General features: G+C 70.0%; 19 protein-coding genes. 4 read left to right on the top strand and 15 right to left on the bottom strand.

All coding sequences use genetic code 11. The features are described from left to right. Nucleotides 1-23: 23 nt before the first annotated feature. The 3 genes from yczE to RUR_RS00955 all read left to right on the top strand — a co-directional run bounded on the left by yczE (nucleotide 24) and on the right by RUR_RS00955 (nucleotide 3567). Nucleotides 24-635, top strand: coding sequence for a membrane protein YczE (gene yczE, locus RUR_RS00965; RefSeq protein WP_283132900.1), 612 nt, complete (start codon nucleotides 24-26; stop codon nucleotides 633-635). A 31-nt stretch (nucleotides 636-666) separates the two neighbouring features. Continuing rightward, on the top strand, nucleotides 667-2472 hold the full coding sequence (locus RUR_RS00960) for a glycoside hydrolase family 15 protein (RefSeq protein ID WP_283132899.1): 1806 nt from the start codon (nucleotides 667-669) through the stop codon (nucleotides 2470-2472). Between the two features lie 162 nt (nucleotides 2473-2634). Then, complete coding sequence (locus RUR_RS00955; protein ID WP_283132898.1) at nucleotides 2635-3567, top strand: sulfotransferase family protein; 933 nt, start codon at nucleotides 2635-2637, stop codon at nucleotides 3565-3567. A 24-nt stretch (nucleotides 3568-3591) separates the two neighbouring features. Here RUR_RS00955 and RUR_RS00950 read toward each other — a convergent pair whose 3' ends face one another. The 5 genes from RUR_RS00950 to RUR_RS00930 all read right to left on the bottom strand — a co-directional run bounded on the left by RUR_RS00950 (nucleotide 3592) and on the right by RUR_RS00930 (nucleotide 9414). Continuing rightward, a complete protein-coding gene (locus tag RUR_RS00950) occupies nucleotides 3592-5502 on the bottom strand; it encodes an ABC transporter ATP-binding protein (RefSeq protein WP_283132897.1) in 1911 nt (636 codons plus the stop codon). A gap of 251 nt (nucleotides 5503-5753) precedes the next feature. Then, nucleotides 5754-6581 carry an enoyl-CoA hydratase/isomerase family protein gene (locus RUR_RS00945; protein WP_283132896.1) on the bottom strand — a complete coding sequence of 276 codons (828 nt, stop codon included), beginning with the start codon at nucleotides 6579-6581 and terminating at the stop codon, nucleotides 5754-5756. A 123-nt stretch (nucleotides 6582-6704) separates the two neighbouring features. Next, the gene (locus RUR_RS00940) at nucleotides 6705-6920 is read right to left on the bottom strand and encodes a helix-turn-helix domain-containing protein (RefSeq protein WP_283132895.1); all 216 of its coding nucleotides are present in this window, start codon (nucleotides 6918-6920) and stop codon (nucleotides 6705-6707) included. Between the two features lie 113 nt (nucleotides 6921-7033). Then, nucleotides 7034-8632 carry an ABC-F family ATP-binding cassette domain-containing protein gene (locus RUR_RS00935; RefSeq protein WP_283132894.1) on the bottom strand — a complete coding sequence of 533 codons (1599 nt, stop codon included), beginning with the start codon at nucleotides 8630-8632 and terminating at the stop codon, nucleotides 7034-7036. 143 nt (nucleotides 8633-8775) lie between these two features. Then, complete coding sequence (locus RUR_RS00930; protein ID WP_283132893.1) at nucleotides 8776-9414, bottom strand: acVLRF1 family peptidyl-tRNA hydrolase; 639 nt, start codon at nucleotides 9412-9414, stop codon at nucleotides 8776-8778. 884 nt (nucleotides 9415-10298) lie between these two features. Here RUR_RS00930 and RUR_RS00925 point away from each other — a divergent pair. Further along, nucleotides 10299-11594, top strand: coding sequence for an aminotransferase class V-fold PLP-dependent enzyme (locus tag RUR_RS00925; RefSeq protein ID WP_283132892.1), 1296 nt, complete (start codon nucleotides 10299-10301; stop codon nucleotides 11592-11594). A 10-nt stretch (nucleotides 11595-11604) separates the two neighbouring features. Here RUR_RS00925 and hisG read toward each other — a convergent pair whose 3' ends face one another. From hisG to sufB, 10 genes are all read right to left on the bottom strand, one after another. Continuing rightward, on the bottom strand, nucleotides 11605-12450 hold the full coding sequence (gene hisG, locus RUR_RS00920; RefSeq protein WP_283132891.1) for an ATP phosphoribosyltransferase: 846 nt from the start codon (nucleotides 12448-12450) through the stop codon (nucleotides 11605-11607). 56 nt (nucleotides 12451-12506) lie between these two features. After that, the gene (locus RUR_RS00915) at nucleotides 12507-12770 is read right to left on the bottom strand and encodes a phosphoribosyl-ATP diphosphatase (protein WP_283132890.1); all 264 of its coding nucleotides are present in this window, start codon (nucleotides 12768-12770) and stop codon (nucleotides 12507-12509) included. 98 nt (nucleotides 12771-12868) lie between these two features. After that, entirely contained in the window at nucleotides 12869-14410 is a 1542-nt protein-coding gene (locus RUR_RS00910; protein ID WP_283132889.1) for a DEAD/DEAH box helicase, read from the bottom strand. A 409-nt stretch (nucleotides 14411-14819) separates the two neighbouring features. Beyond that, the gene (locus RUR_RS00905; RefSeq protein ID WP_283132888.1) at nucleotides 14820-15182 is read right to left on the bottom strand and encodes a metal-sulfur cluster assembly factor; all 363 of its coding nucleotides are present in this window, start codon (nucleotides 15180-15182) and stop codon (nucleotides 14820-14822) included. Nucleotides 15183-15228: 46 nt separating this feature from the next. Then, the gene (gene sufU, locus RUR_RS00900) at nucleotides 15229-15663 is read right to left on the bottom strand and encodes a Fe-S cluster assembly sulfur transfer protein SufU (protein WP_283132887.1); all 435 of its coding nucleotides are present in this window, start codon (nucleotides 15661-15663) and stop codon (nucleotides 15229-15231) included. Between the two features lie 12 nt (nucleotides 15664-15675). Then, nucleotides 15676-16977 carry a cysteine desulfurase gene (locus RUR_RS00895; RefSeq protein ID WP_283132927.1) on the bottom strand — a complete coding sequence of 434 codons (1302 nt, stop codon included), beginning with the start codon at nucleotides 16975-16977 and terminating at the stop codon, nucleotides 15676-15678. A gap of 47 nt (nucleotides 16978-17024) precedes the next feature. Further along, nucleotides 17025-17798, bottom strand: coding sequence for a Fe-S cluster assembly ATPase SufC (gene sufC / locus RUR_RS00890; protein ID WP_283132886.1), 774 nt, complete (start codon nucleotides 17796-17798; stop codon nucleotides 17025-17027). After that, nucleotides 17799-18116 carry a non-heme iron oxygenase ferredoxin subunit gene (locus RUR_RS00885; protein ID WP_283132885.1) on the bottom strand — a complete coding sequence of 106 codons (318 nt, stop codon included), beginning with the start codon at nucleotides 18114-18116 and terminating at the stop codon, nucleotides 17799-17801. It abuts the gene before it with no gap. Beyond that, a complete protein-coding gene (gene sufD, locus RUR_RS00880; RefSeq protein ID WP_283132884.1) occupies nucleotides 18113-19276 on the bottom strand; it encodes a Fe-S cluster assembly protein SufD in 1164 nt (387 codons plus the stop codon). The genes RUR_RS00885 and sufD overlap by 4 nt, the downstream gene beginning before the upstream one ends. Before the next feature lie 2 nt (nucleotides 19277-19278). Then, nucleotides 19279-20691: a Fe-S cluster assembly protein SufB gene (gene sufB, locus RUR_RS00875; RefSeq protein ID WP_283132883.1), complete on the bottom strand. Its 1413-nt coding sequence runs from the start codon at nucleotides 20689-20691 to the stop codon at nucleotides 19279-19281. Nucleotides 20692-20726: the final 35 nt, after the last annotated feature.

The raw sequence follows: 20726 nt of genomic DNA, 5'->3' as shown, positions 1-20726 counted from the left end.
CTCACTTCCAGAATATAACCATTATGGATGGAACTCCCCCTAAGATCCCTCTCTTTGGACGACTGATACGCCTGTATCTGGGCTTGGCACTCTATGGCGTCGGCATCGCCCTCCCCGTGGAATCGACCCTGGGCCTCAGCCCGTGGGACGTGTTCCACCAGGGTCTCGCCAAGCTGACCGGCTGGTCCATCGGCGTCTGGCTGGTCATCGTCGGCGTCGCGATCATGCTCCTGTGGATCCCCCTGCGCCAGCGCCCCGGGATCGGCACCGTCAGCAACGCCCTCCTGGTGGGCGTCTTCGCCGACCTGGCGATCTGGCTGATCCCCACGCCGCAGACCCTGGCGCTGCGGTGGCTGGCCCTGCTCGCCGGGATGACGATCCTCGCCGCCGCCACCGGCCTCTACATCGGCGCCGGGCTCGGCCCAGGCCCCCGGGACGGCATCATGATGGGCCTTGCCCGCCGCGGCTGGTCGATCCGGGTCGCCCGGACCGTCATCGAGGTGATCGTCCTCGCCGCCGGATGGCTCCTCGGCGGCACCGTCGGCCTGGGCACCCTGGTGGTCGCCCTCTGCATCGGACCGCTCACCCAGTTCTTCATGCCGCTCTTCCGGCCGAGAGTCGCCCAGAAGATGTGAGGTTCGCCAGACGGCGGGCAGGATGGGCCGCATGCGGCTTGAGGATTACGCGCTCGTCGGCGACATGCAGTCCGCCGCCCTCATCGGCAGGGACGGCTCCATCGACTGGCTCTGCACACCCCGTTTCGACTCCCCCACCTGCTTCGCCGCCCTCCTCGGCTCCGAATCCCACGGGCACTGGCGGATCGGCCCCGCCGGCGACCCCGGGGCCGGGCACCCGCTCGCCACCCGGCGCCGATACCGGGGTGACACCCTCATCCTGGAGAGCGAGTGGGACACCCCGACCGGCACCGTGCGGGTGATCGACTTCATGCCGCACCGCGACCGCGCCCCCGACCTGGTGCGGATCGTGGAGGGCGTCACCGGACGGGTGCCGATGCGGATGGAGCTCCGGCTCCGCTTCGACTACGGCAGGATCGTGCCGTGGGTCCGCCGGATCGACGGCCACATCCAGGCGATCGGCGGACCCGACTCGGTCTGGCTGCGCAGCCCGGTCCCGCTCGACGGCCACGACCTGTGCCACCGCGCCGCCTTCACCGCCGAACCCGGCACCCGGCTCGCCTTCGTCGTCACCTGGCACCCCTCGCACGAACCGCGACCCCCCGAAATCGACCCGTTCCGGCAGCTGAAGGAGACCGAGCTGCTGTGGAACGAGTGGGTCTCCCGCTGCACCTACACCGGCCCGTGGCGGGACGCCGTCGTACGGTCCCTCATCACGCTCAAGGCGCTCACCTACGAACCCACCGGCGGGATCGTCGCCGCGCCCACCACCTCGCTCCCGGAGGACATCGGCGGCGTCCGCAACTGGGACTACCGCTACTGCTGGCTCCGCGACGCGGCCATGACCCTGGACGCCCTGATCCGCTGCGGGTTCGTGGACGAGGCGAAGGCGTGGCGGGAATGGCTGCTCCGCGCGATCGCCGGGCGGCCCCAGGACCTGCAGATCATGTACGGCGTCGCGGGGGAACGCCGCCTCACCGAGCTGGAGCTCGACTGGCTCCCCGGATACGAGAACTCCCGCCCGGTGCGCATCGGGAACGGGGCGGTGAAACAGCTCCAGATCGACGTCTACGGGGAGGTCATGAACACCTTCCATCTGGCGCGCAGAGCCGGGATCCCCCCCGACCGCCGGGCCTGGGCGATCCAGCGCAGCCTCATGGACTACCTGGAGACCAAGTGGACCGAGCCCGACGAGGGCCTCTGGGAGATCCGCGGGCGACGCCGCCACTTCGTCCATTCCAAGGTGATGGCCTGGGTGGCGCTGGACCGGGCGCTCCACGCGGCCCGGCACCTCGGGCACACCGCCCCGCTGGAGCGCTGGCGCCGGACCCGCGACCGGATCCACGCCGAGGTCTGCGAACGAGGGTTCGACCCGGTTCGGGGGACCTTCACCCAGTCGTACGGCTCATCCGAGCTCGACGCCGCCCTCCTGCTCATCCCCCAGGTCGGCTTCCTCCCGCCCACCGACCCCCGGGTGATCGGCACGGTCGAGGCGGTGCGGCGAGAGCTCACGGTCGACGGGCTCGTCATGCGGTACGCGACCTCGGACTCCGACGCCAACCGGGTCGACGGGCTCCCGGGGACCGAGGGGGCCTTCCTGGCGTGCAGTTTCTGGCTCGCCGACGCCCTCGCCCTGCTGAACCGGCGGGAGGAGGCCGTCGAGCTGTTCGAACACCTCCTGGGACTCCGCAACGACGTCGGCCTGCTCGCCGAGGAGTACGACCCGCGCCTGCGGCGCCTGGTCGGCAACTTCCCGCAGGCGTTCAGCCACGTTCCCCTGATCCACACGGCGTGTGCGCTCTCCGGCCCGGGAACCGTCGACCTGGCCACCGGCTGACCCGCCTCCAGGGGCGCTTGACACAAGGCGCCCTCGGATCGCGGGGAGGCCCGGTCAGGAGGCACGATTCGATATCAATCCGGACGCCCACGGCTGATCAGGCACTCCGCTGGCGCGGCCGCTCCGTCTCCACTCGCAAACGGTGTCAGACTGTGTTCGCTTATGAGACCTACTCCCCACATCCTGGTGGTCAACGGGATCAAGGTCCGCCGGCCGGTGTTCGTCCTCGGCGCCCCGCACTCCGGCGCGGACCTGCTGGCGCGTGCCCTGAAACGGTCCTTCGGCTTCCACCTCACGGTCGGCAGACCCAGCGTCGCCCGGGTCGTCTACGCCTTCGCCCGGCGCCCCTCGATCCCGAACGGAAAGGGCACCGGCGCCACCCGGGTGCTGCGGGACGCGCTCGCCGAGTCCTGGCAGCTGACCCCGGGCGGATGCCAGGACTGCCCGGCGCTCTGCCGGGACGCCGGAGGCCTCACCACCCAAGGGGCCTGCGTGACCAGCGGCGGGATCTCGCGGTTCGGCGACGCCAGCCCGGATCTGCTGTACAGCGCCCGGGTCCTGCTCGAGGCGTTCCCCGACGCGCGGCTGATCCAATTGATCCGGGACGGCCGGGACGTGGCCGCGGACATGCTCGCCGACCCGGCGTGCCTCGCCTGGTTCAAACCGGCGCTGCTCGCCGAGGGCACCGAGTTCCCCAACCCGTTCCTCGGCATCAACAAGGCCGAGCACCGGGAGAAGTGGTCGTCGCTGCCCACGGCCGGCAAGTGCGCGCTGCGCTGGCGCAACGCCGTACGGATCTCGGCTCGGCTCCGCGCCGAACTCCCGGCCGACCAGCTCCTCACCGTCCGCTACGAGGACCTCATCACCCAGCCCAACCCGGTGATCGAGTCGGTCTCCCGCTTCCTGGAGGCCCGGGTCTCCCTGGTGGCCCTGCACGGGGCGATCGGCGCCACCACCACCCTCGGCGCGAGCGGCAGCGCGGTGGCCGGCGGGCCGGTCACCGGCGCCTGGCGCACCCGGCTCCGGCCGGACGACGCCGCGCTCATCGAGAAGATCGCCCAATCCGAGCTCCTGCGGCTCGGGTACATCAACTGACCGCGATCGCCCGCGGCGCCGCGGTCAGGCCTCCCCCGCCGGTTGCAGCGCGTCCCCTCGCACGGCCTGGTGCTCGAACTGGGTCCGGTACAGCTCCGCGTAGAGACCGCCCCGGGTGAGCAGCTCCTCGTGCCGGCCCCGCTCGGCCACCCGCCCGTCCTCGATCACCAGAATCTGGTCGGCCTCCCGGATCGTGGAGAGCCGGTGCGCGATGACCAGGGAGGTCCGCCCCGCCAGCGCCGTCTTCAGCGCGCGCTGCACCGCCGCCTCCGACTCCGAGTCCAGGTGGGCGGTGGCCTCGTCCAGCACCACCACGGCCGGGGCCTTGAGCAGCAGCCTGGCCAGCGCCAGCCGCTGCTTCTCCCCGCCCGACAACCGGTATCCGCGATCGCCGACCACGGTGTCGAGGCCGTCGGGGAGCGCACTTACCAGATCCCAGATCCGGGCCGCCCGGCAGGCCTGCTCGATCTCCGCGTCGGTGGCGTCCTTACGGGCGTAGCGAAGGTTGGCCGCGATCGTGTCATGGAACATGTGGGCGTCCTGCGGCACCACGCCGACCGTGTCGTGCAGCGACTCCAGGGTGGCGTCCCGGAGGTCGACGCCGTTGATCCGGACCGCGCCGCCGTCCACGTCGTAGAGGCGGGAGGCCAGGTTGATGATCGTCGTCTTCCCGGCGCCCGAGGGGCCCACCAGGGCGACCAGCTCCCCCGGCCGGGCTTCGAAGGAGACGCCGTGCAGAACCCGCTGCCCGGCTCCCCCGTCGGGCCTGGCCGTCGACTCCAGCGAGGCGAGCGAGACCTCCTCGGCGGAGGGGTAGGCGAAACCCACCTCGTCGAACTCGACCGTGACCGGCCCGTCCGGCAGCGGCCTGGCCCGGGGGCTCTCGGCCACCATCGGCTTGAGGTCGATCACCTCGAAGACCCGGTCGAAGCTGACCAGGGCGGTCATCACGTCCACGTGCACGTTGGACAGGCTGGTCAGCGGACCGTACAGGCGCATGAGCAGCGCGGCGAGCGCGACCAGGGTGCCGAGCTCGATCGCCTCGCCCGCGACGAGCAGACCTCCGGCGCCGTACACCAGGGCGATCGCCAGGGCGGCGACCAGGCCGAGGGCGACCCGGAAGACCGTGCCGTACATGGCGGAGACGACACCGATGTCCCGGACCCGGGCGGCGCGTCCGTCGAAGAGCTCGGCCTCGTCGCCGGGACGGCCGTACAGCTTGACGAGCATGGCCCCCGCGACGTTGAACCGCTCGGTCATCACCGAGCTCATCTCGGCGCCGAGCTGCATCTGCTCCCGGGTGACCTCCTGCATCCGCCGCCCGACCCACTTCGCCGGGAAGATGAAGATCGGCAGGAGGACCAGGGCGACCAGGGTGACCTGCCAGGAGAGGACGATCATCGCGATCAGCACCAGTACCAGGCTGACCACGTTGGAGACGACCGAGGCGAGCGTGGAGGTGAGCGCCCGCTGGGCGCCGATCACGTCGCTGTTGAGCCGGGAGACCAGCGCGCCGGTCTGCGCCCGCATGAAAAACGCCAGCGGCATCCGCTGCACGTGGTCGAAGACCTGGGTCCGCAGGTCGTAGATGAGGCCTTCCCCGATGCGGGCCGAGTACAGCCGCTGGACCAGGGAGAGCACGGCGTCGACCACGGCGAGCACCGCGATGACGATCGCGAGCGTGACGATGAGGCCGGTGTCCTTGGGCAGGATGCCGTTGTCGATCACGGCTTTCAGGAGCAGGGGGTTGGCGATCATCACGAAGGCGCTCGCCACCACCAGGATGAGAAACACCACCATCTGGCGGATGTACGGCCTGGCGTATCCGGCGATCCGGCGAACCGTGCCCGGCGCCAGGCGCTGCCGGGTGACCGAGCTGTCCCGGCTGAACGAGCGCATGGGCGAAGGGCCGTAGCCGCGACCGGAATCCATCATGGAACCTCCTCGCTTCGAAGCAGCGGCGGAGATATCCCGAAGATTCCGGCGGTGGACTCCGCCGAAAGCGAACATCGTGACCGACGTGTCCTCGGGCGTCTCCCGAGTTCTCCGCGCGGCCATCCTCGGATCGGGCCTTCTCCGCCGGAAACTGCGGAAATCCCCCCACCCGTCGCCGCTACGCGCGAGTAGCCCCACAGTACGACAGCAGGCGAAGACCCACCAGGCCCGAGATCACGTCTGCGGACCGGTCACGCACCTGGTCGTCCCGCGCCGAACAGCGCCTTCATCCGGGCGACCTGTTCACGCCGCTCACAGGCGGCCTGCTCCGTCAAGGTACGTCCCGCGGCGCCTTGAAGCAACCGCTTGGTCGCGGTCGCGGTGTCCCGGTCCGTGGCCAGGAGCGCGGCGCACAGGTCCCGCACCGCCTCGGTGAGCCCGTCCCCCGGCACCACCAGCTCGGCCAGGCCCAGCTCACGGGCCTCCTCGGCGCCCACCACGCGGCCGGTCAGGCAGATCTCCAGCGCCCTGGCGTACCCCACGGCGTCGACGAGCGGCTTGGTCCCGGTGAGATCCGGCACCAGACCGAGCGTCGGCTCCTTCATGCAGAGCCTGGCGTCCGCCGCCAGCACCCGGAGATCGCAGGCGAGCGCGAGCTGGAATCCCGCGCCGATCGCATGCCCCTGGACGGCGGCGACCGAGACGACGTCCGGTCGGCGCAGCCACGTGAACCCCTCCTGCGCGGCTGCGATCATCTGGTCGAACTCCGCGTCGTCCAGACGCGCCAGCGCCGGGAACGAGCCCTGACCGGGCACGCCCTCAGGCTGGAACATCCGCAAATCGACACCCGCGGAGAACGACGGACCGGCCCCCCGCAGCACGACCACGCGAACATCCGGCGGCAGACCGGCTCCGATCTCGGCCAGAGCCGACCAGGTGGCGAACGTCATGGCGTTGCGCCGCTCCGGCCGGTTCAGCGTGATCGTCGCCAGCCCGCCCCCCACGTCGAGATGGAGACCTGCCTCCGCGAACTCCGTCGCCGAGACGGTCCCCCGGCTCCCCCCAATTGTGTCCGCCATCGCTCTCTCCTGCTCGCCTGCCGTCGCGTTCGAACCCGGCGGCTTCAGCCTCTGACCCCACCGCAGTCAGCCTTCGAACGCGACGACGCAGGACGGACGGCTGCGTTTGCACTTTTCCGACTGTTAGCGCTTGGTCTTGCCGCGAGTCGCACCCCCGCGACCCCGCAGAGTCACCCCGGACTCGCTGAGGATCCGGTGGATGAACCCGTACGAACGACCTGTCGCGGCGGCCAGAGCACGGATGCTCTCGCCCGCCGTGTAGCGCTTCTTGAGCTCCGCGGCGAGCTTGTCGCGGTCGGCCCCGGTCACCCGGGTGCCCTTCTTCAGAGTCTCGGCCACAAGTACCTCCTGTAATGCCAGTCTTCCGCAGCGTTACCCACGCCATGATCAGTCATTCCAGCCGGATCGGCTACCTACTGCACGGGAAAAGATCCGTACCCGTCAAAAAAAGATCAGGCAAGAGCGACGAGATCGGAAAAATCATCACTCCATGAATCCTCTATACCGTCAGGAAGCAAGATCACTCTATCCGGTTGGAGAGCCTCCACAGCACCCTCATCATGCGTTACGAGGACAATTGCCCCAGAATAGGACCTAAGTGCATTTAACACTTGCTCCCGGCTGACCGGGTCGAGGTTGTTCGTGGGTTCGTCGAGCAGAAGGACGTTGGCCGCGGACAGGACCAGGGTCGCCAGTGCCAGCCGGGTTTTCTCCCCGCCGGACAGGACCCCGGCGGGTTTGTCCACGTCGTCGCCGGAGAACAGGAAGGACCCCAGGACGCTGCGGAGGTCCCCGTCGGTCAGCTCGGCCCCGGCCGAGCGCATGTTCTCCAGGACGGTGCGCTCGGGGTCCAGGGACTCGTGCTCCTGGGCGTAGTAGCCGAGGCGGAGGCCGTGGCCCGGCACCACCTCGCCGGTGTCGGGCTTCTCCACATCCCCCAGCAGGCGGAGCAGGGTCGTCTTGCCCGCGCCGTTCAGCCCGAGGATCACCACCCGGCTCCCCCGGTCCACGGCCATGTTCACGTCCGTGAAGACCTCCAGGGAGCCGTAGGACTTGGAGAGCTCCGTCGCCGTCAGCGGGGTACGTCCGCACGGTGCGGGCTGCGGGAAACGCAACTTGGCCACCTTGTCGGAGCGGCGTTCCTCGCTCACGCCGCCAAGCAGGCGCTTGGCGCGCCGCTCCATGTCCTGGGCCGCCTTGGCCTTGGTGGCCTTGGCCCGCATCCGATCCGCCTGAGAAAGCAGCGCCGACGCCTGTCGCTCGGCGTTGGCCCGCTCCCGCTTCCGCCGCTTCTCGTCCGTCTCCCGCTGGCTCAGATAGGTCTTCCAGCCGACGTTGTACGTGTCGATGACACAGCGGTTCGCGTCGAGGTGGAGCACCCGGTTGACCGTCGCGTCAAGAAGGCCAACATCGTGGCTGATGATGACCAAGCCACCTTGATGAGACTTTAAAAATTCACGGAGCCACGAGATGGAGTCCGCATCCAGGTGGTTTGTGGGCTCGTCAAGCAGGAGAGTCTCCGCCTGGCTGAACAGGATCCGGGCCAGCTCGACCCGGCGCCGCTGCCCCCCCGAGAGGGTGCCGATCGGCTGCTGGAGCACCCGGTCGGGCAGGCCGAGACTGGAGGCGATCGAGGCGGCCTCGGCTTCGGCCGCATACCCGCCCAGGACGTGCAGCCGGTCCTCCAGCCGCCCGTAGGCGCGGACGGCCCGGTCGCGGCGGCGCTCGTCGTCGGAGGCCATGCCGAGCTCCGCCGTGCGCAGTTCCCGCAGGACCTCGTCGAGCCCGCGGGCGGCCAGGATCCGGTCCCGGGCGAGCACCTCAAGGTCCCCGGTCCGGGGATCCTGCGGCAGGTAGCCGACGTTGCCGCTGCGCGTCACCGCGCCCGCGGCGGGCTGCCCCTCACCCGCGAGGACCTTGCACAGCGTGGTCTTGCCCGCGCCGTTTCGGCCGACGAGCCCGATCTTGTCTCCGGGGTTGACCCGGAAGCCGGCGCCCTCGATGAGCAGGCGGGAACCGGCGCGGAGTTCGAGACTGGTTGCGATAATCATGGGAGGGAAACGCTCCTGGGCAGCGAAAATCGACGAAAGGGACCGGGGCGAGAGTCGATCAATCGACAGGAGCGGACATGCCGATCAGTCTACGCGCTCGCAAACCCTGCCGGTTGAGTCCGCTCCGCATGGCACCCGTCCCGCTACTCCACGATGCGTACGCGGACCGCGCGGAACAGCCGGGGAGTGCCCTCCAGGACCGCCAGGCGGGGGTCGGGGACGGCGAGGAAGGGCTCGGCGGCGAGGGCGAACACCGGGGTGAGCCGGGGGTCTCCCCGGAGCGTGTCGACGGCCTTGCGGTCACCCCCCAGGATCACGGCGTCCAGCTCCGGCACCGCGGGGCCGAGCACGCGCGCGGCGACGTCCGCCGCCTCGCCGAGGGCCGTGGCGGCCTGGTTCTCCCGGCGCCGGGCGAACCGCTGCTGGGACCACCCCCCGGCCGCGCTGCGGCCGTGGACCTGCCGTGAGCCGACCTTGGAGGCGATCAGGCGGGTGCCGTGGAACACCCCGGAGGCGTAGCCGCCGAGCCGGACCAGCAGAACACCGACCCGCCGCTCCCGCGCCGCGTGCTCGGCCAGGGTCCCCTCAAGCGGAGGGAAGGGCACGTGAAGCTCGGCCACGGCCCCGTCGGCGCCGCGCAGCCGCACCGTCTCGGGGGTGACCTCGGTCTCCACCGGACCACCCTGCCCGTGCCGCGCCGCGAACCCCTCGATCCACCGCTCGACGCGCTCGGGCGCCACCTCGATCCAGCGTCCGCCCCCCGCGGCGGGTCGTCCCTTCATGGCCGACCAGGGTAGCGCCCGCTCCCCTGCTTCGGCCCCGCCGACGCCCTCCACCCGGATCCACCCCGGACCGGACCCGGCACCCCGGCCCAGGCCGCACCCGATCCGACCGCGAGTGATCCTCGCGCTCTGCGCACCCCAGGAAGCCCACACACCACAACGATCATCAGCGCCAGGAAACCGTGACAAGCAAACCCAGAAAAGCCACAACCCCACCCCGCCCGGATGATCATTGCGCTCTGCGCACCCCAGGAGGTGCGAACAGCACAACGATCACCTAAGACCAGGCACGCAGACCACGCCCGACCCGAGCGACCGCGGCCGAAATCCCGGGTGATCATTTGCGCTCTGCGCACCCCACAGGGAACAGACATCACAACGATCACCCAACACAGGGGCGCGCACCCCGCGACAGGCCGACCCCACCGACCCCGACTCCAGCGCCCACGGCCGACCTGACATCCCCGGTGATGCTTGCGCTCTGCGCACCCCAGGAAGCCCACACACCACAACGATCATCGACACCAGGAGCTCAAACCGCGACAAGCAAGCCCAAAACAACCACAACCCCCGCCCCACCCCGCCCCGCCCGGGTGATCCTTGCGTTCTGCGCTCCCCACGGGGAACAGACACCACAACGATCACCCGGCACCGGGGAGCACACGTGACGGGAAGGTCTTGGTGGGATCCCCGCGCGGTGGTCATGCCGTCTGACGGAGTGCACGATCCCGGACCGGTACGGCCTGCGGCTTTACAATGTAGATCTGAAGTTGACAGAAGATCGTGACTCTGCCGAGCCCAGGCGGAGACGGTCACCGCCTATCGTGGCCCCGGGCGGTCCGTCGCCCGCCTGGACAGGCACGACAAACACCCAGGAGGATGCCGTGACCGCGAATCCGACCAGGCGCGCGCTCCTCGGCGGTGGAGTCCTCGCCGGCGTCGCGGGGCTCGCCGGATGTACCGCCACGGGTTCCGAACCCGCTCAACCCCCTCGGAAGGACACCGCCGCCCCGTTCGACCCGGCCGACTGGGACTCGGTGCGCGCCCAGTTCGCCCTCGACCCGGCGCTCGCGCACTTCGCCGCCTTCACCCTCGCCGCGCACCCCGCTCCGGTGCGCGCCGCCGTCGAGCGGCACCGCCAGGGCCTCGACGCCGACACCGACCTATACCTGCACGGCGCGACGGGAGGCGAGAACGCGCAGGGGCGGGAGGAGGCCGTCCGCCAGGCGGCCGCGCGCCACCTCGGCACCGACCCCGGCCGCATCGCCCTCACCGACAGCACCACCATGGGGCTCGGGCTGCTCTACACCGGCCTGAAGCTCCGCCCGGGGCAGCGGATCCTCACCACCGAGCACGACTTCTACGCCACCCACGAGAGCATCGCCCTGGCCGCCTCCCGCCACGGGGTCGCCGTCGACCGAGCCCGTCTCTACGACGACCCGGCGAGCGCGACCGTCGACGAGATCGTCTCCCGCCTTCGGGCCCGCCTCACCCCGCGCACCCGGGTGGTCGCGATCACCTGGGTCCACTCGGGCACCGGGGTACGGCTTCCGGTGAAGGCCGTCGCCGACATGCTCGCCGAGTTCAACCGGGATCTGGAGCCCCGGAACCGGGCGCTGCTCTGCGTGGACGGCATTCACGGCCTGGGCGCCGTGGACGCGGGGGTCGACGACCTCGGGGCCGATTTCCTGGTCTCCGGGACCCACAAGTGGCTCTTCGGCCCGCGCGGCACCGGCCTGGTCTGGGGACGGGCCTGGGACGCAGTGACCCCGGTCATCCCCAGCTTCTCCGGCCCGGACAACCCGCACACCCCGGGGGGATACCACTCGTTCGAGCACCGATGGGCGGTGACCGAGGCCTTCGCCTTCCACGAGGCGATCGGCCGCGCCCGGGTGGCCGAGCGGACCAGGGAGCTCGCGACCCGGCTGAAGGAGGGACTCGCCGGGATCGGCGGGCTGCGGCTGATCACCCCCCGCGATCCCGCGCTCTCGGCGGGCCTGGTCTGCTGTGCGGTGGCCTCCGACCATCCGGCCGCCGTGGTACGGCGGCTGCGCGACGAGCACGGCGTGGTGGCGGGGATCACCCCGTACCGGGACGTCTACCTGCGTTTCGGGCCGAGCATCGTCACCAGCCCGGCCCAGGTGGATCTGGCGATCAAGGCGACGGCGGCACTCGTCTGAGCGCCGGCCGTCAGAGCCTGGCCGCGTAGATGTCGGTGACCAGGATCGCGCGGGCGCCGATGTCCCAGAGCGCGTCCATCACCTGCTGGTGCCCCTTGCGCCGCACCATGGCCCGGACCGCGACCCAGCCTTCCCGGTGCAGCGGGGAGACCGTCGGCCCCTCCATCCCGGGGGTGAGGGCGATCGCCTCCTCGATGCGCTCGGCCTTGATGTCGTAGTCCATCATCACGTAGTCGCGCGCCACCATGACGCCCTGCAGCCGCCGGATGAGCTGGCTCAGCCCGGCCGGCTCCTGCGCGCCCTCCCGCTTGATCAGCAACGCCTCCGACTGCATGATCGGCTCGGCGAAGACCTCCAGGCCGACGTTGCGCAGCGTGGTCCCGGTCTCCACCACGTCGGCCACCGCGTCGGCGACCCCCAGCCGGATCGCGGTCTCGACCGCGCCGTCCAGCTTGATCACCCGCACGTCGATCCCGTGCTCGGCCAGGTATTTGTCGAGCAATCCGGCGTAGGACGTGGCCACCCGCAGGCCGTTCAGGTCGGAAAGGCTCTTGAGCGTGCCGGGTTTGGCGGCGAAGCGGAAGGTGGACCGGCCGAACCCGAGCGGCATGACCTCCTCGGCGGGCGCACCGGAGTCGAAGAGCATGTCCCGGCCGGTGATCCCGGCGTCGAGCGTCCCCTCCCCGACGTAGACGGCGATGTCCCGGGGCCGGAGGAAGAACAGCTCACACGAGTTTTCCAGGTCGACGAGGACGAGCTCCTTGCTGTCCTTACGCGACCGGTACCCGGCTTCCTTCAGGATGTACTGGGCGGATTCCGCGAGGGCGCCCTTGTTGGGAACGGCGAGACGGAGCATGGGAAGACCAGCTTTCACACGAGGTCGGCGAGGGCTGAGGCAGGCCTGGATGAGGCCTAGAGATGCTTGTAGACCTCATCGAGACGGATCCCCCGCGCCAGCATGAGCACCTGGACGTGGTAGAGCAGCTGGGAGATCTCCTCGGCCGCGCGGTCCGTCGATTCGTACTCCGCCGCCATCCAGCTCTCCGCGGCCTCCTCGACGACCTTCTTGCCGATCGCGTGGACCCCGGCGTCGAGCGCGGCCACGGTCCCCGAGCCCGCGGGCCGGGTGCGGGCCTTCTCGGACAGCTCGTCGAACAGCTCGTCGAAGGTCTTCATGATCTCTCTCGGAATCGGCGGCGATGGTGCTTCCAGATTAGCGGGGTGGGACGGAGAAGACGCCGTCCCACCCCGCGACCCGCGTGATCGGCCGCCGATCAGTCCCGCGGCGCCGTACGGCCGAAGCGGCGGGCACCGCCGTCGCGCGGCGCGCCCCGGCGCGGCCCGCGGCCCTGGCCGCGTTCGCCCGCGGAGTCACCGCCGACCGAGCCGTGCGACCGCTGGGCGCCGTACCCGGACCCCTCCTGCCCTTCCCCGCGCTCCCGCGGCTCGCCGAAGCGCCGGCCGCGGTGCTCGGTGCGCCTGGGGCCGCCCGCGCGGTGCGGACGGCGGGCGCCGCCACCCTGGCGGGTCCGCGGCGGAGGCCCCTCGTCCAGGACGATCGGCTCGCCGCTCGGCTCCTTGGCCCCGGCGACCTCCGACAGGCGGGGGTGGCCGGGGGTGCCCTTCAGGCGGAACGGCTTGATCCCGGCGCGCCGGGTGAGCGCGTCGGTGGAGCGCCGCTCGTTCGGCAGCACGAGGGTGAGGACGGTGCCCCGCTCCCCCGCACGCGCCGTACGGCCGCCGCGGTGCAGGTAGCTCTTGTGGTCGGCGGGCGGGTCGACGTGCAGGACGAGGCTCACGTCGTCGACGTGGATGCCCCGCGCTGCCACGTCCGTGGCCACGAGCACCCCGAGCCGGCCCTCGCGGAACTCCGCCAGGGTCCGGGTCCGCTGGTTCTGCCGCTTGCCGCCGTGCAGGCCACCGGAGCGGATGCCGACCCGGGCGAGCTGCTTGACCAGTTTGTCCACCCCGTGCTGGGTGCGGACGAACAGGATCGTCCGGCCCTCCCGGTTGGCGATCTCGGCCACCACGGCGAACTTGTCCGCCGCGTTCACCTGGACCACGTGGTGGTCCATCGTCTCGACGCTGGAGGTCGGCGGGGCGAGCGAGTGCGTGATCGGGCTGCTCAGGAACCGCTGGACGAGCTTGTCGACGTCGCCGTCGAGGGTGGCGGAGAACAGCAGCCGCTGCCCGGTCGCCGGGGTCTTCTCCAGCAGGGCGGTGACGACCGGGAAGAATCCCAGGTCGCACATGTGGTCGGCCTCGTCCAGAACCGTGATCTCCACGTCGTCCAGCTGGCAGACACCCTGCTGGACGAGGTCGGTGAGCCGGCCCGGCGTGGCGACGAGGATCTCGACCCCCCGGCGGAGCGCGTCGATCTGGCGCCCCATGGAGGTGCCGCCGACGACGGTCTTCATCCGCAGCCCGAGCCCGCGGCCGAGCGGCTCAAGGGCGTCGTTGACCTGCATCGCCAGCTCGCGCGTGGGCACCAGCACGACGGCCCGGGGGCGCTTGGGGGCCGCCTTGACCCCGCCGAGCCTGGCCAGCGTGGGCAGCCCGAAGGCCAGGGTCTTGCCGGACCCGGTCTGGCCGCGCCCGAGCACGTCCATCCCGGCCAGGATGTCGGGGATGCACGCCTGCTGAATGGGGAACGGACTGGTGATGCCTGCCCGGGCGAGTGCGCCGACCAGGGGTTTGGGGAGACCCAGCTCGGCGAACCCGATCACCGGGCGGCCGGGGGTTCCGGTCGCCTCCTCGGCGTCGAGGGCGTTGTCGCCGGAAACAAGGATGGCCGCATCGAACGCGGTCGTAGTCAAAGCGTGGTGCCTTTCTCTCGCAGAGACGCCAGCGGCACGCCTCTTCTGAGAAAGGATCTTCTGCGAAAGGACGAGCCATGGAGCGACGCGTCGCCTTGGGACGCGGCGCGGTGCGGAGGCTCAAGGCCCCCGCGTCGCGCTGATGCCATCGACATCGTCGATGACCTGGGATAATCCAGGATCCAACCGTGACCGGTCGTACCCTGGTCCGTCCGAGTTATCAGCACGGGAGATGCGTGCCGAATTCTTCCCGGCCCACAAAAACACTTATGGTACTAGCAATACCGTGAAATCTAAAACCGATTCAAGCACAACCGAACCGGCGGACGGGGGAATGGGAGCCACATCACAAGCACCCCGGTCCCACATCGGGACCCGGGCGCCCATCCGACGGCGACGCCGCGCGTGCTCAGACGTTGAACCCCAGCATACGCAGCTGCTCCCGCCCCTCATCGGTGATCTTGTCGGGCCCCCACGGCGGAAGCCAGACCCAGTTGATCTTCACGTCGGAGACCATGCCGTCCAGCGCGGCGTGCGTCTGGTCCTCGATCACATCGGTCAGCGGGCACGCGGCACTGGTCAGGGTCATGTCGATGGTGGCCACCGGGCCCGCCTCGGCCGGGTCGAGGTTCACCCCGTAGACCAGCCCCAGGTCGACGACGTTGATCCCCAGCTCGGGGTCGACGACGTCCTTCAGCGCCTCGGTCACCTCGTCGACGGTCACCTCTCCGTCGAACGCCGCCTGGGTCGGTGTCTCCACTGGCTTGCTCATACTCTCTCCTCGTCGGGGCCCGCCGCGGCGAACCGTGGAAGGCACCTCATCCGGCCCTCGCCACCGCGTCCTTGAACGCCATCCACGACAGCAGGGCGCACTTGACCCGGGCGGGGTACTTGGCCACCCCGGCGAAGGCGACCGCGTCCCCGAGGACGGCCTCGTCCGCCTCCACCTTCCCCCGCCCCTGGAGCAGCCGGGTGAACTCCTCGATCAGGACCAGCGACTCGGCGACGCTCTGACCGGCCGTGAGCTCGTGCAGGACCGAGGCCGAGGCCTGGCTGATCGAACAGCCCTGACCGTCGTAGGACATGTCGTCGACCTTGCCGCCCTCCGTCAACCTCACCCGCATCGTCACCTCGTCACCGCAGGTGGGGTTGACGTGGTGGACCTCGGCGTCGTACGGCTCACGCAACCCGCGTCCCTGCGGGTGCTTGTAGTGTTCCAGGATCAGTTCCTGGTACATCGACTCAGCGATCATTGGGCTGGGCGCCTAACCGAATATAGTGCGGACGTGGTGCAGGCCCCGGACCAGAGCGTCGATCTCGTCCCGGGTGTTGTACAGGTACAGAGACGCACGGGTCGTCGCCGGTATTCCGAAGCGCCGGTGCAACGGCCGCGCACAGTGGTGCCCGACCCGTACCGCGATCCCGAACTCGTCGTCGAGGATCTGCCCCACGTCGTGCGGATGTATGTCACCCAGGACGAATGAGAGTGTCCCGCCGCGGGAGATCGGGTTGCTCGGTCCGATGATCCTCAAGGTGGGGACGTCCTGGAGGGCGTCGAGGGCGTACCGGGTGAGCTCCTGCTCGTATTGCTTGATCGACGGCATGCCGACGGCCGAGAGGTAGTCGACGGCGGCGCCCAGTCCGATCGCCTCCACGATCGGAGGGGTGCCCGCCTCGAACTTCGCCGGCACCGGGGCGTAGGTCGAACCCTCCATGGAGACCGTCTCGATCATCTCCCCGCCGCCGAGGAACGGCGGCATGGCGTCGAGCAGCTCCGCACGCCCCCAGAGCACCCCGATGCCGGTCGGGCCGAGCATCTTGTGCCCGGTGAAGGCGACGAAGTCGGCGCCGGTCTCCACCACGTCCACCGGCATGTGCGGCACGCCCTGGGAGGCGTCCAGCATGAGCAGGCTGCCGGTCTGGCGGGCCCGCCGGGCGATCGGGGAGATCGAGTTGACGGTGCCGAGGACGTTGGACTGGAGCGTCAGCGAGACGATCTTGGTGCGCTCGTTGAGCAGCTCGTCCAGATCCCCGATGTCGAGCCGGCCTTCGTCGGTCACGCCGAACCAGCGCAGGGTGGCGCCGGTGCGCTCGCAGAGCATCTGCCACGGCACGATGTTGGAGTGGTGCTCCATCTCCGAGATGAGCACCTCGTCGCCGGGACCCAGCCGGAAGCGCTCGTCGCCGAACCCGGCGGCGGGCTCACTCCGGCCGCGGAAGGACCGGGCGACCAGGTTGATCGCCTCCGAGGCGTTCTTGGTGAAGACCACCTCGTCCCGGGCGGGGGCGCCGATGAACTCCGCCACCTTGTCCCGGGCGGACTCGTAGGCGTCGGTCGACTCGCTGCCGAGGGTGTGCAGCGCGCGGCCGACGTTGGCGTAGTGCTCCTCCAGGTGCTCGCGCATGACGTTGATGACCTGGACGGGCTTCTGGGAGGAGTTGCCGGAGTCGAGGTAGATCAGGGGGCGCCCGCCGGGCAGCAGCCGGGACAGGATCGGGAAGTCCTTCCGGATCGCGTCGACGTCGAGCGGGGGGATGGCGGGCTGTGGAGGCGTGCCGGAGTCCACGGTCTGCGCCGTGGCCCGGACCGCCTCCGCCGCCGGATTCGCTCGTGTCACGCAGGCGCCTTCGTGCTCTCGTCGCCCGCGTAGCGGGCGTAGCCCTCGGCCTCCAACCGCTCGGCCAGCTCGGGGCCGCCCTCCTCCACGATCCGGCCGCCCGCGAAGACGTGGACGAAGTCCGGCTTCACGTAGCGCAGGATCCGGGTGTAGTGGGTGATCAGCAGCACGCCGGTGTCACCGGAGGTGCGGAACCGGTTGATGCCCTCGGAAACCACCCGCAGCGCGTCCACGTCGAGGCCGGAGTCGGTCTCGTCCAAGATCGCGATCTTGGGCTTGAGCAGCTCCAGCTGGAGGATCTCGTGCCGCTTCTTCTCCCCGCCGGAGAAGCCCTCGTTCAGGTTGCGCTGCGCGAACGCGGAGTCGATCGCGAGCGCGTCCATCCCGCCCTTGAGCTCCTTGGCGAAGTCCCGCAGCCGGGGGGCCTCACCGCGGACGGCGGTCACGGCCGACCTGAGGAAGTTGGAGACCGAGACGCCCGGCACCTCGACCGGGTACTGCATGGCCAGGAAGAGCCCGGCGCGCGCACGCTCGTCGACGCTCATCTCCAGCAGGTCCTCCCCGTCGAGCAGGACCTGCCCGCCGGTGATCGTGTACTTGGGGTGACCGGCGATCGCGTAGGCGAGCGTGGACTTGCCCGACCCGTTCGGACCCATGATCGCGTGGGTCTTCCCGGACTGTACGGTCAGGTCGACGCCGCGAAGGATCTCCATCTGGCCGTCCGCGGTCTCGACGGCGACGTGCAGGTCGTGAATCTGAAGGGTAGACACTTAGGGCTCCTGGTCGAGCGAGACGAGTACGTCGTCGCCCTCGATCTTGACTCGGTAAACGGGAACGGGCTTGGTGGCCGGCGGCCCGGTGGACTTGCCGGTACGGACGTCGAAGCACGAGCCGTGCAGCCAGCACTCCAAGGTGTGGTCGTAGACCTCACCCTCGCTGAGGGTCACCTCGGCGTGGGAGCACACGTCGTGCAGCGCGTAGACACCGTCGCCGGTGCGCACCACCGCGACCGGGGTCTCGCCGATCTCCACACCGATCACCCCGTCCTCCGGGATGTCGTTGATCTTGCACACCTTCTCGAAGCTCATCGGACCGCCGCCTCGGCCAGGGTCGCGCTCAGCTCGCGCTCCACCGCCGCCGACACCCGGTCGCGGACCTCGGGCACCTCGATCCGCTCGATGAGCGAGGCGAAGAACCCCTGGATCACCAGCCGCCGGGCCTCCTCGTAGGGGATCCCCCGGGCGCACAGGTAGAACAGGTGCTCGTCGTCGAGTCGGCCGGACGCACTGGCGTGGCCCGCTCCGGCGATCTCACCGGTGAGGATCTCCAGGTTCGGCACCGAGTCGGCGCGGGCGCCGTCGGTGAGCACCAGGTTGCGGTTGTACTCGTAGGTGTCGGTGCCGGTGGCCTCGACCCGGATGACCACGTCGCCGATCCAGACCGCGTGCGCGCCGTCGCCCTGCAGCGCGCCCTTGTAGAGCACGTTGCTCCGGCAGTTGGGTACCGTGTGGTCGACGAGCAGCCGGTGCTCCAGGTGCTGGCCGGCGTCGGCGAAGTAGAGCCCGATCAGCTCGGCGTCGCCGCCGGGCCCGGTGTAGTCCACCGTGGGCGAGATCCGTACGAGGTCCCCGCCGAGCGTCACCACGAAGCTCTTGAAGGTGGCGTCCTTGGCGAGCCGGGTGTGGTGATACGAGACGTGTACGGCGTCCGCGGCCCAGTCCTGCAGGCTGACGACCTTCAGCGAGGCGCCGTCGCCGACGACGAACTCGATGTTGTCGGCGTAGGTCGCGCTCCCGGTGTGGTCCAGGACCACGACGGCCTCGGCGAGCGGCTCCAGCTCCACGACGATGTGGCCGTAGGCGGCGCCCAGGCCCTCGCCGTGCAGCGTCACCGTGGTCGGCCTGGAGGCGACGGCCTCCTTGGGCACGGTGATGACCGTGGCCTTCTCGATCGCCTCGTACGCCTGCGCGCTCACCCGGTCCGGCGGGAGCAGCGCCCGGCCGATCCGGTGGTCGTCCCGGCCGACCGTCTCGACGGTGACCTCGGGCGCGGCGTCCACCGCGACGGTGACGGCCCCGCCCGCGACCGCCGTACCGTCGTGCAGGCCGCGCAGGCGCCGCAGCGGCGTGAACCGCCACAGCTCCTCACGGCCGCCGGGGACGGGGAAGTCGGCCAGGGACGGCCGGGATTCCACACCGCCGGCGCGGCGCATCAGCGAGGTGGCGAAGGGTTTGGTCTCCAGCCCCATGGTCAGCCCACGGCTCCTTCCATCTGGAGTTCGATGAGACGGTTGAGCTCCAGGGCGTACTCCATCGGCAGCTCACGGGCGATGGGCTCCACGAAGCCACGTACGATCATGGCCATCGCCTCGTCCTCGTTCAGGCCGCGGCTCATGAGGTAGAACAGCTGCTCCTCGGACACCTTGGAGACCGTGGCCTCGTGCCCCATGGAGACGTCGTCCTCGCGGACGTCGACGTAGGGGTAGGTGTCGGACCGGCTGATCTGGTCGACCAGCAGCGCGTCGCACTTGACGGTGGACGCCGAGCCGGCCGCGCCCTCCTCGATCTGGACCAGGCCGCGGTAGCTCGTCCGCCCGCCGCCGCGCGCGACCGACTTGGAGACGATCGTGCTGGAGGTCTTCGGCGCGAGGTGCACCATCTTGGCGCCCGCGTCCTGGTGCTGGCCCTCACCGGCGAAGGCCACCGAGAGGGTCTCCCCCTTGGCGTGCTCGCCCATGAGGTAGACCGCCGGGTACTTCATGGTCACCTTGGAGCCGATGTTCCCGTCGACCCACTCCATGGTGGCGCCCTCGTAGGCGACGGCGCGCTTGGTGACCAGGTTGTAGACGTTGTTGGACCAGTTCTGGATCGTGGTGTAGCGGCAGCGCGCGTTCTTCTTCACGATGATCTCGACCACGGCGCTGTGCAGCGAGTCCGAGGAGTAGATCGGCGCGGTACAGCCCTCGACGTAGTGCACGTAGGAGCCCTCGTCGACGATGATCAGGGTCCGCTCGAACTGGCCCATGTTCTCGGTGTTGATCCGGAAGTAGGCCTGCAGCGGGATCTCCACGTTGACGTTCGGCGGCACGTAGATGAAGCTGCCCCCGCTCCAGGTGGCGGTGTTCAGCGAGGCGAACTTGTTGTCGCCGACCGGGATCACCGACCCGAAGTACTCCTTGAAGATCTCTTCGTGCTCGCGCAGCCCGGTGTCGGTGTCGACGAAGATGACACCCTTCTCCTCAAGGTCCTCACGGATCTTGTGGTAGACGACCTCGGACTCGTACTGCGCGGCGACCCCGGCGACCAGCCGCTGCTTCTCCGCCTCGGGGATGCCCAGCTTGTCGTAGGTGCTCTTGATGTCCTCGGGCAGTTCCTCCCAGGACGTGGCCTGCTTCTCCGTCGAGCGGACGAAGTACTTGATGTTGTCGAAGTCGATCCCGCCGAGGTCGGACCCCCAGGTCGGCATCGGCTTCTTGCGGAAGAGCTTCAGGCCCTTGAGCCGCAGGTCGAGCATCCACTGCGGCTCGTTCTTGAGCTCGGAGATGTTGCGCACGACCTCTTCGGACAGCCCGCGGCGTGCGGCGGCTCCTGCCACGTCGGAGTCGGCCCAGCCGAACTTGTAGTTCCCCAAGCCCTCAAGCTCGGGACGGTCGGTGACTGTCATGAGGAGGTCCCTCCGGACGAAGGTGGACCCACACG

Source organism: Rhizohabitans arisaemae (genome assembly GCF_025996515.1).
In the GTDB taxonomy this organism is placed as follows: domain Bacteria; phylum Actinomycetota; class Actinomycetes; order Streptosporangiales; family Streptosporangiaceae; genus Rhizohabitans; species Rhizohabitans arisaemae.
Note: the sequence above shows the minus strand (reverse complement) of the source record. Positions and strands in the feature narration are given on the sequence as shown.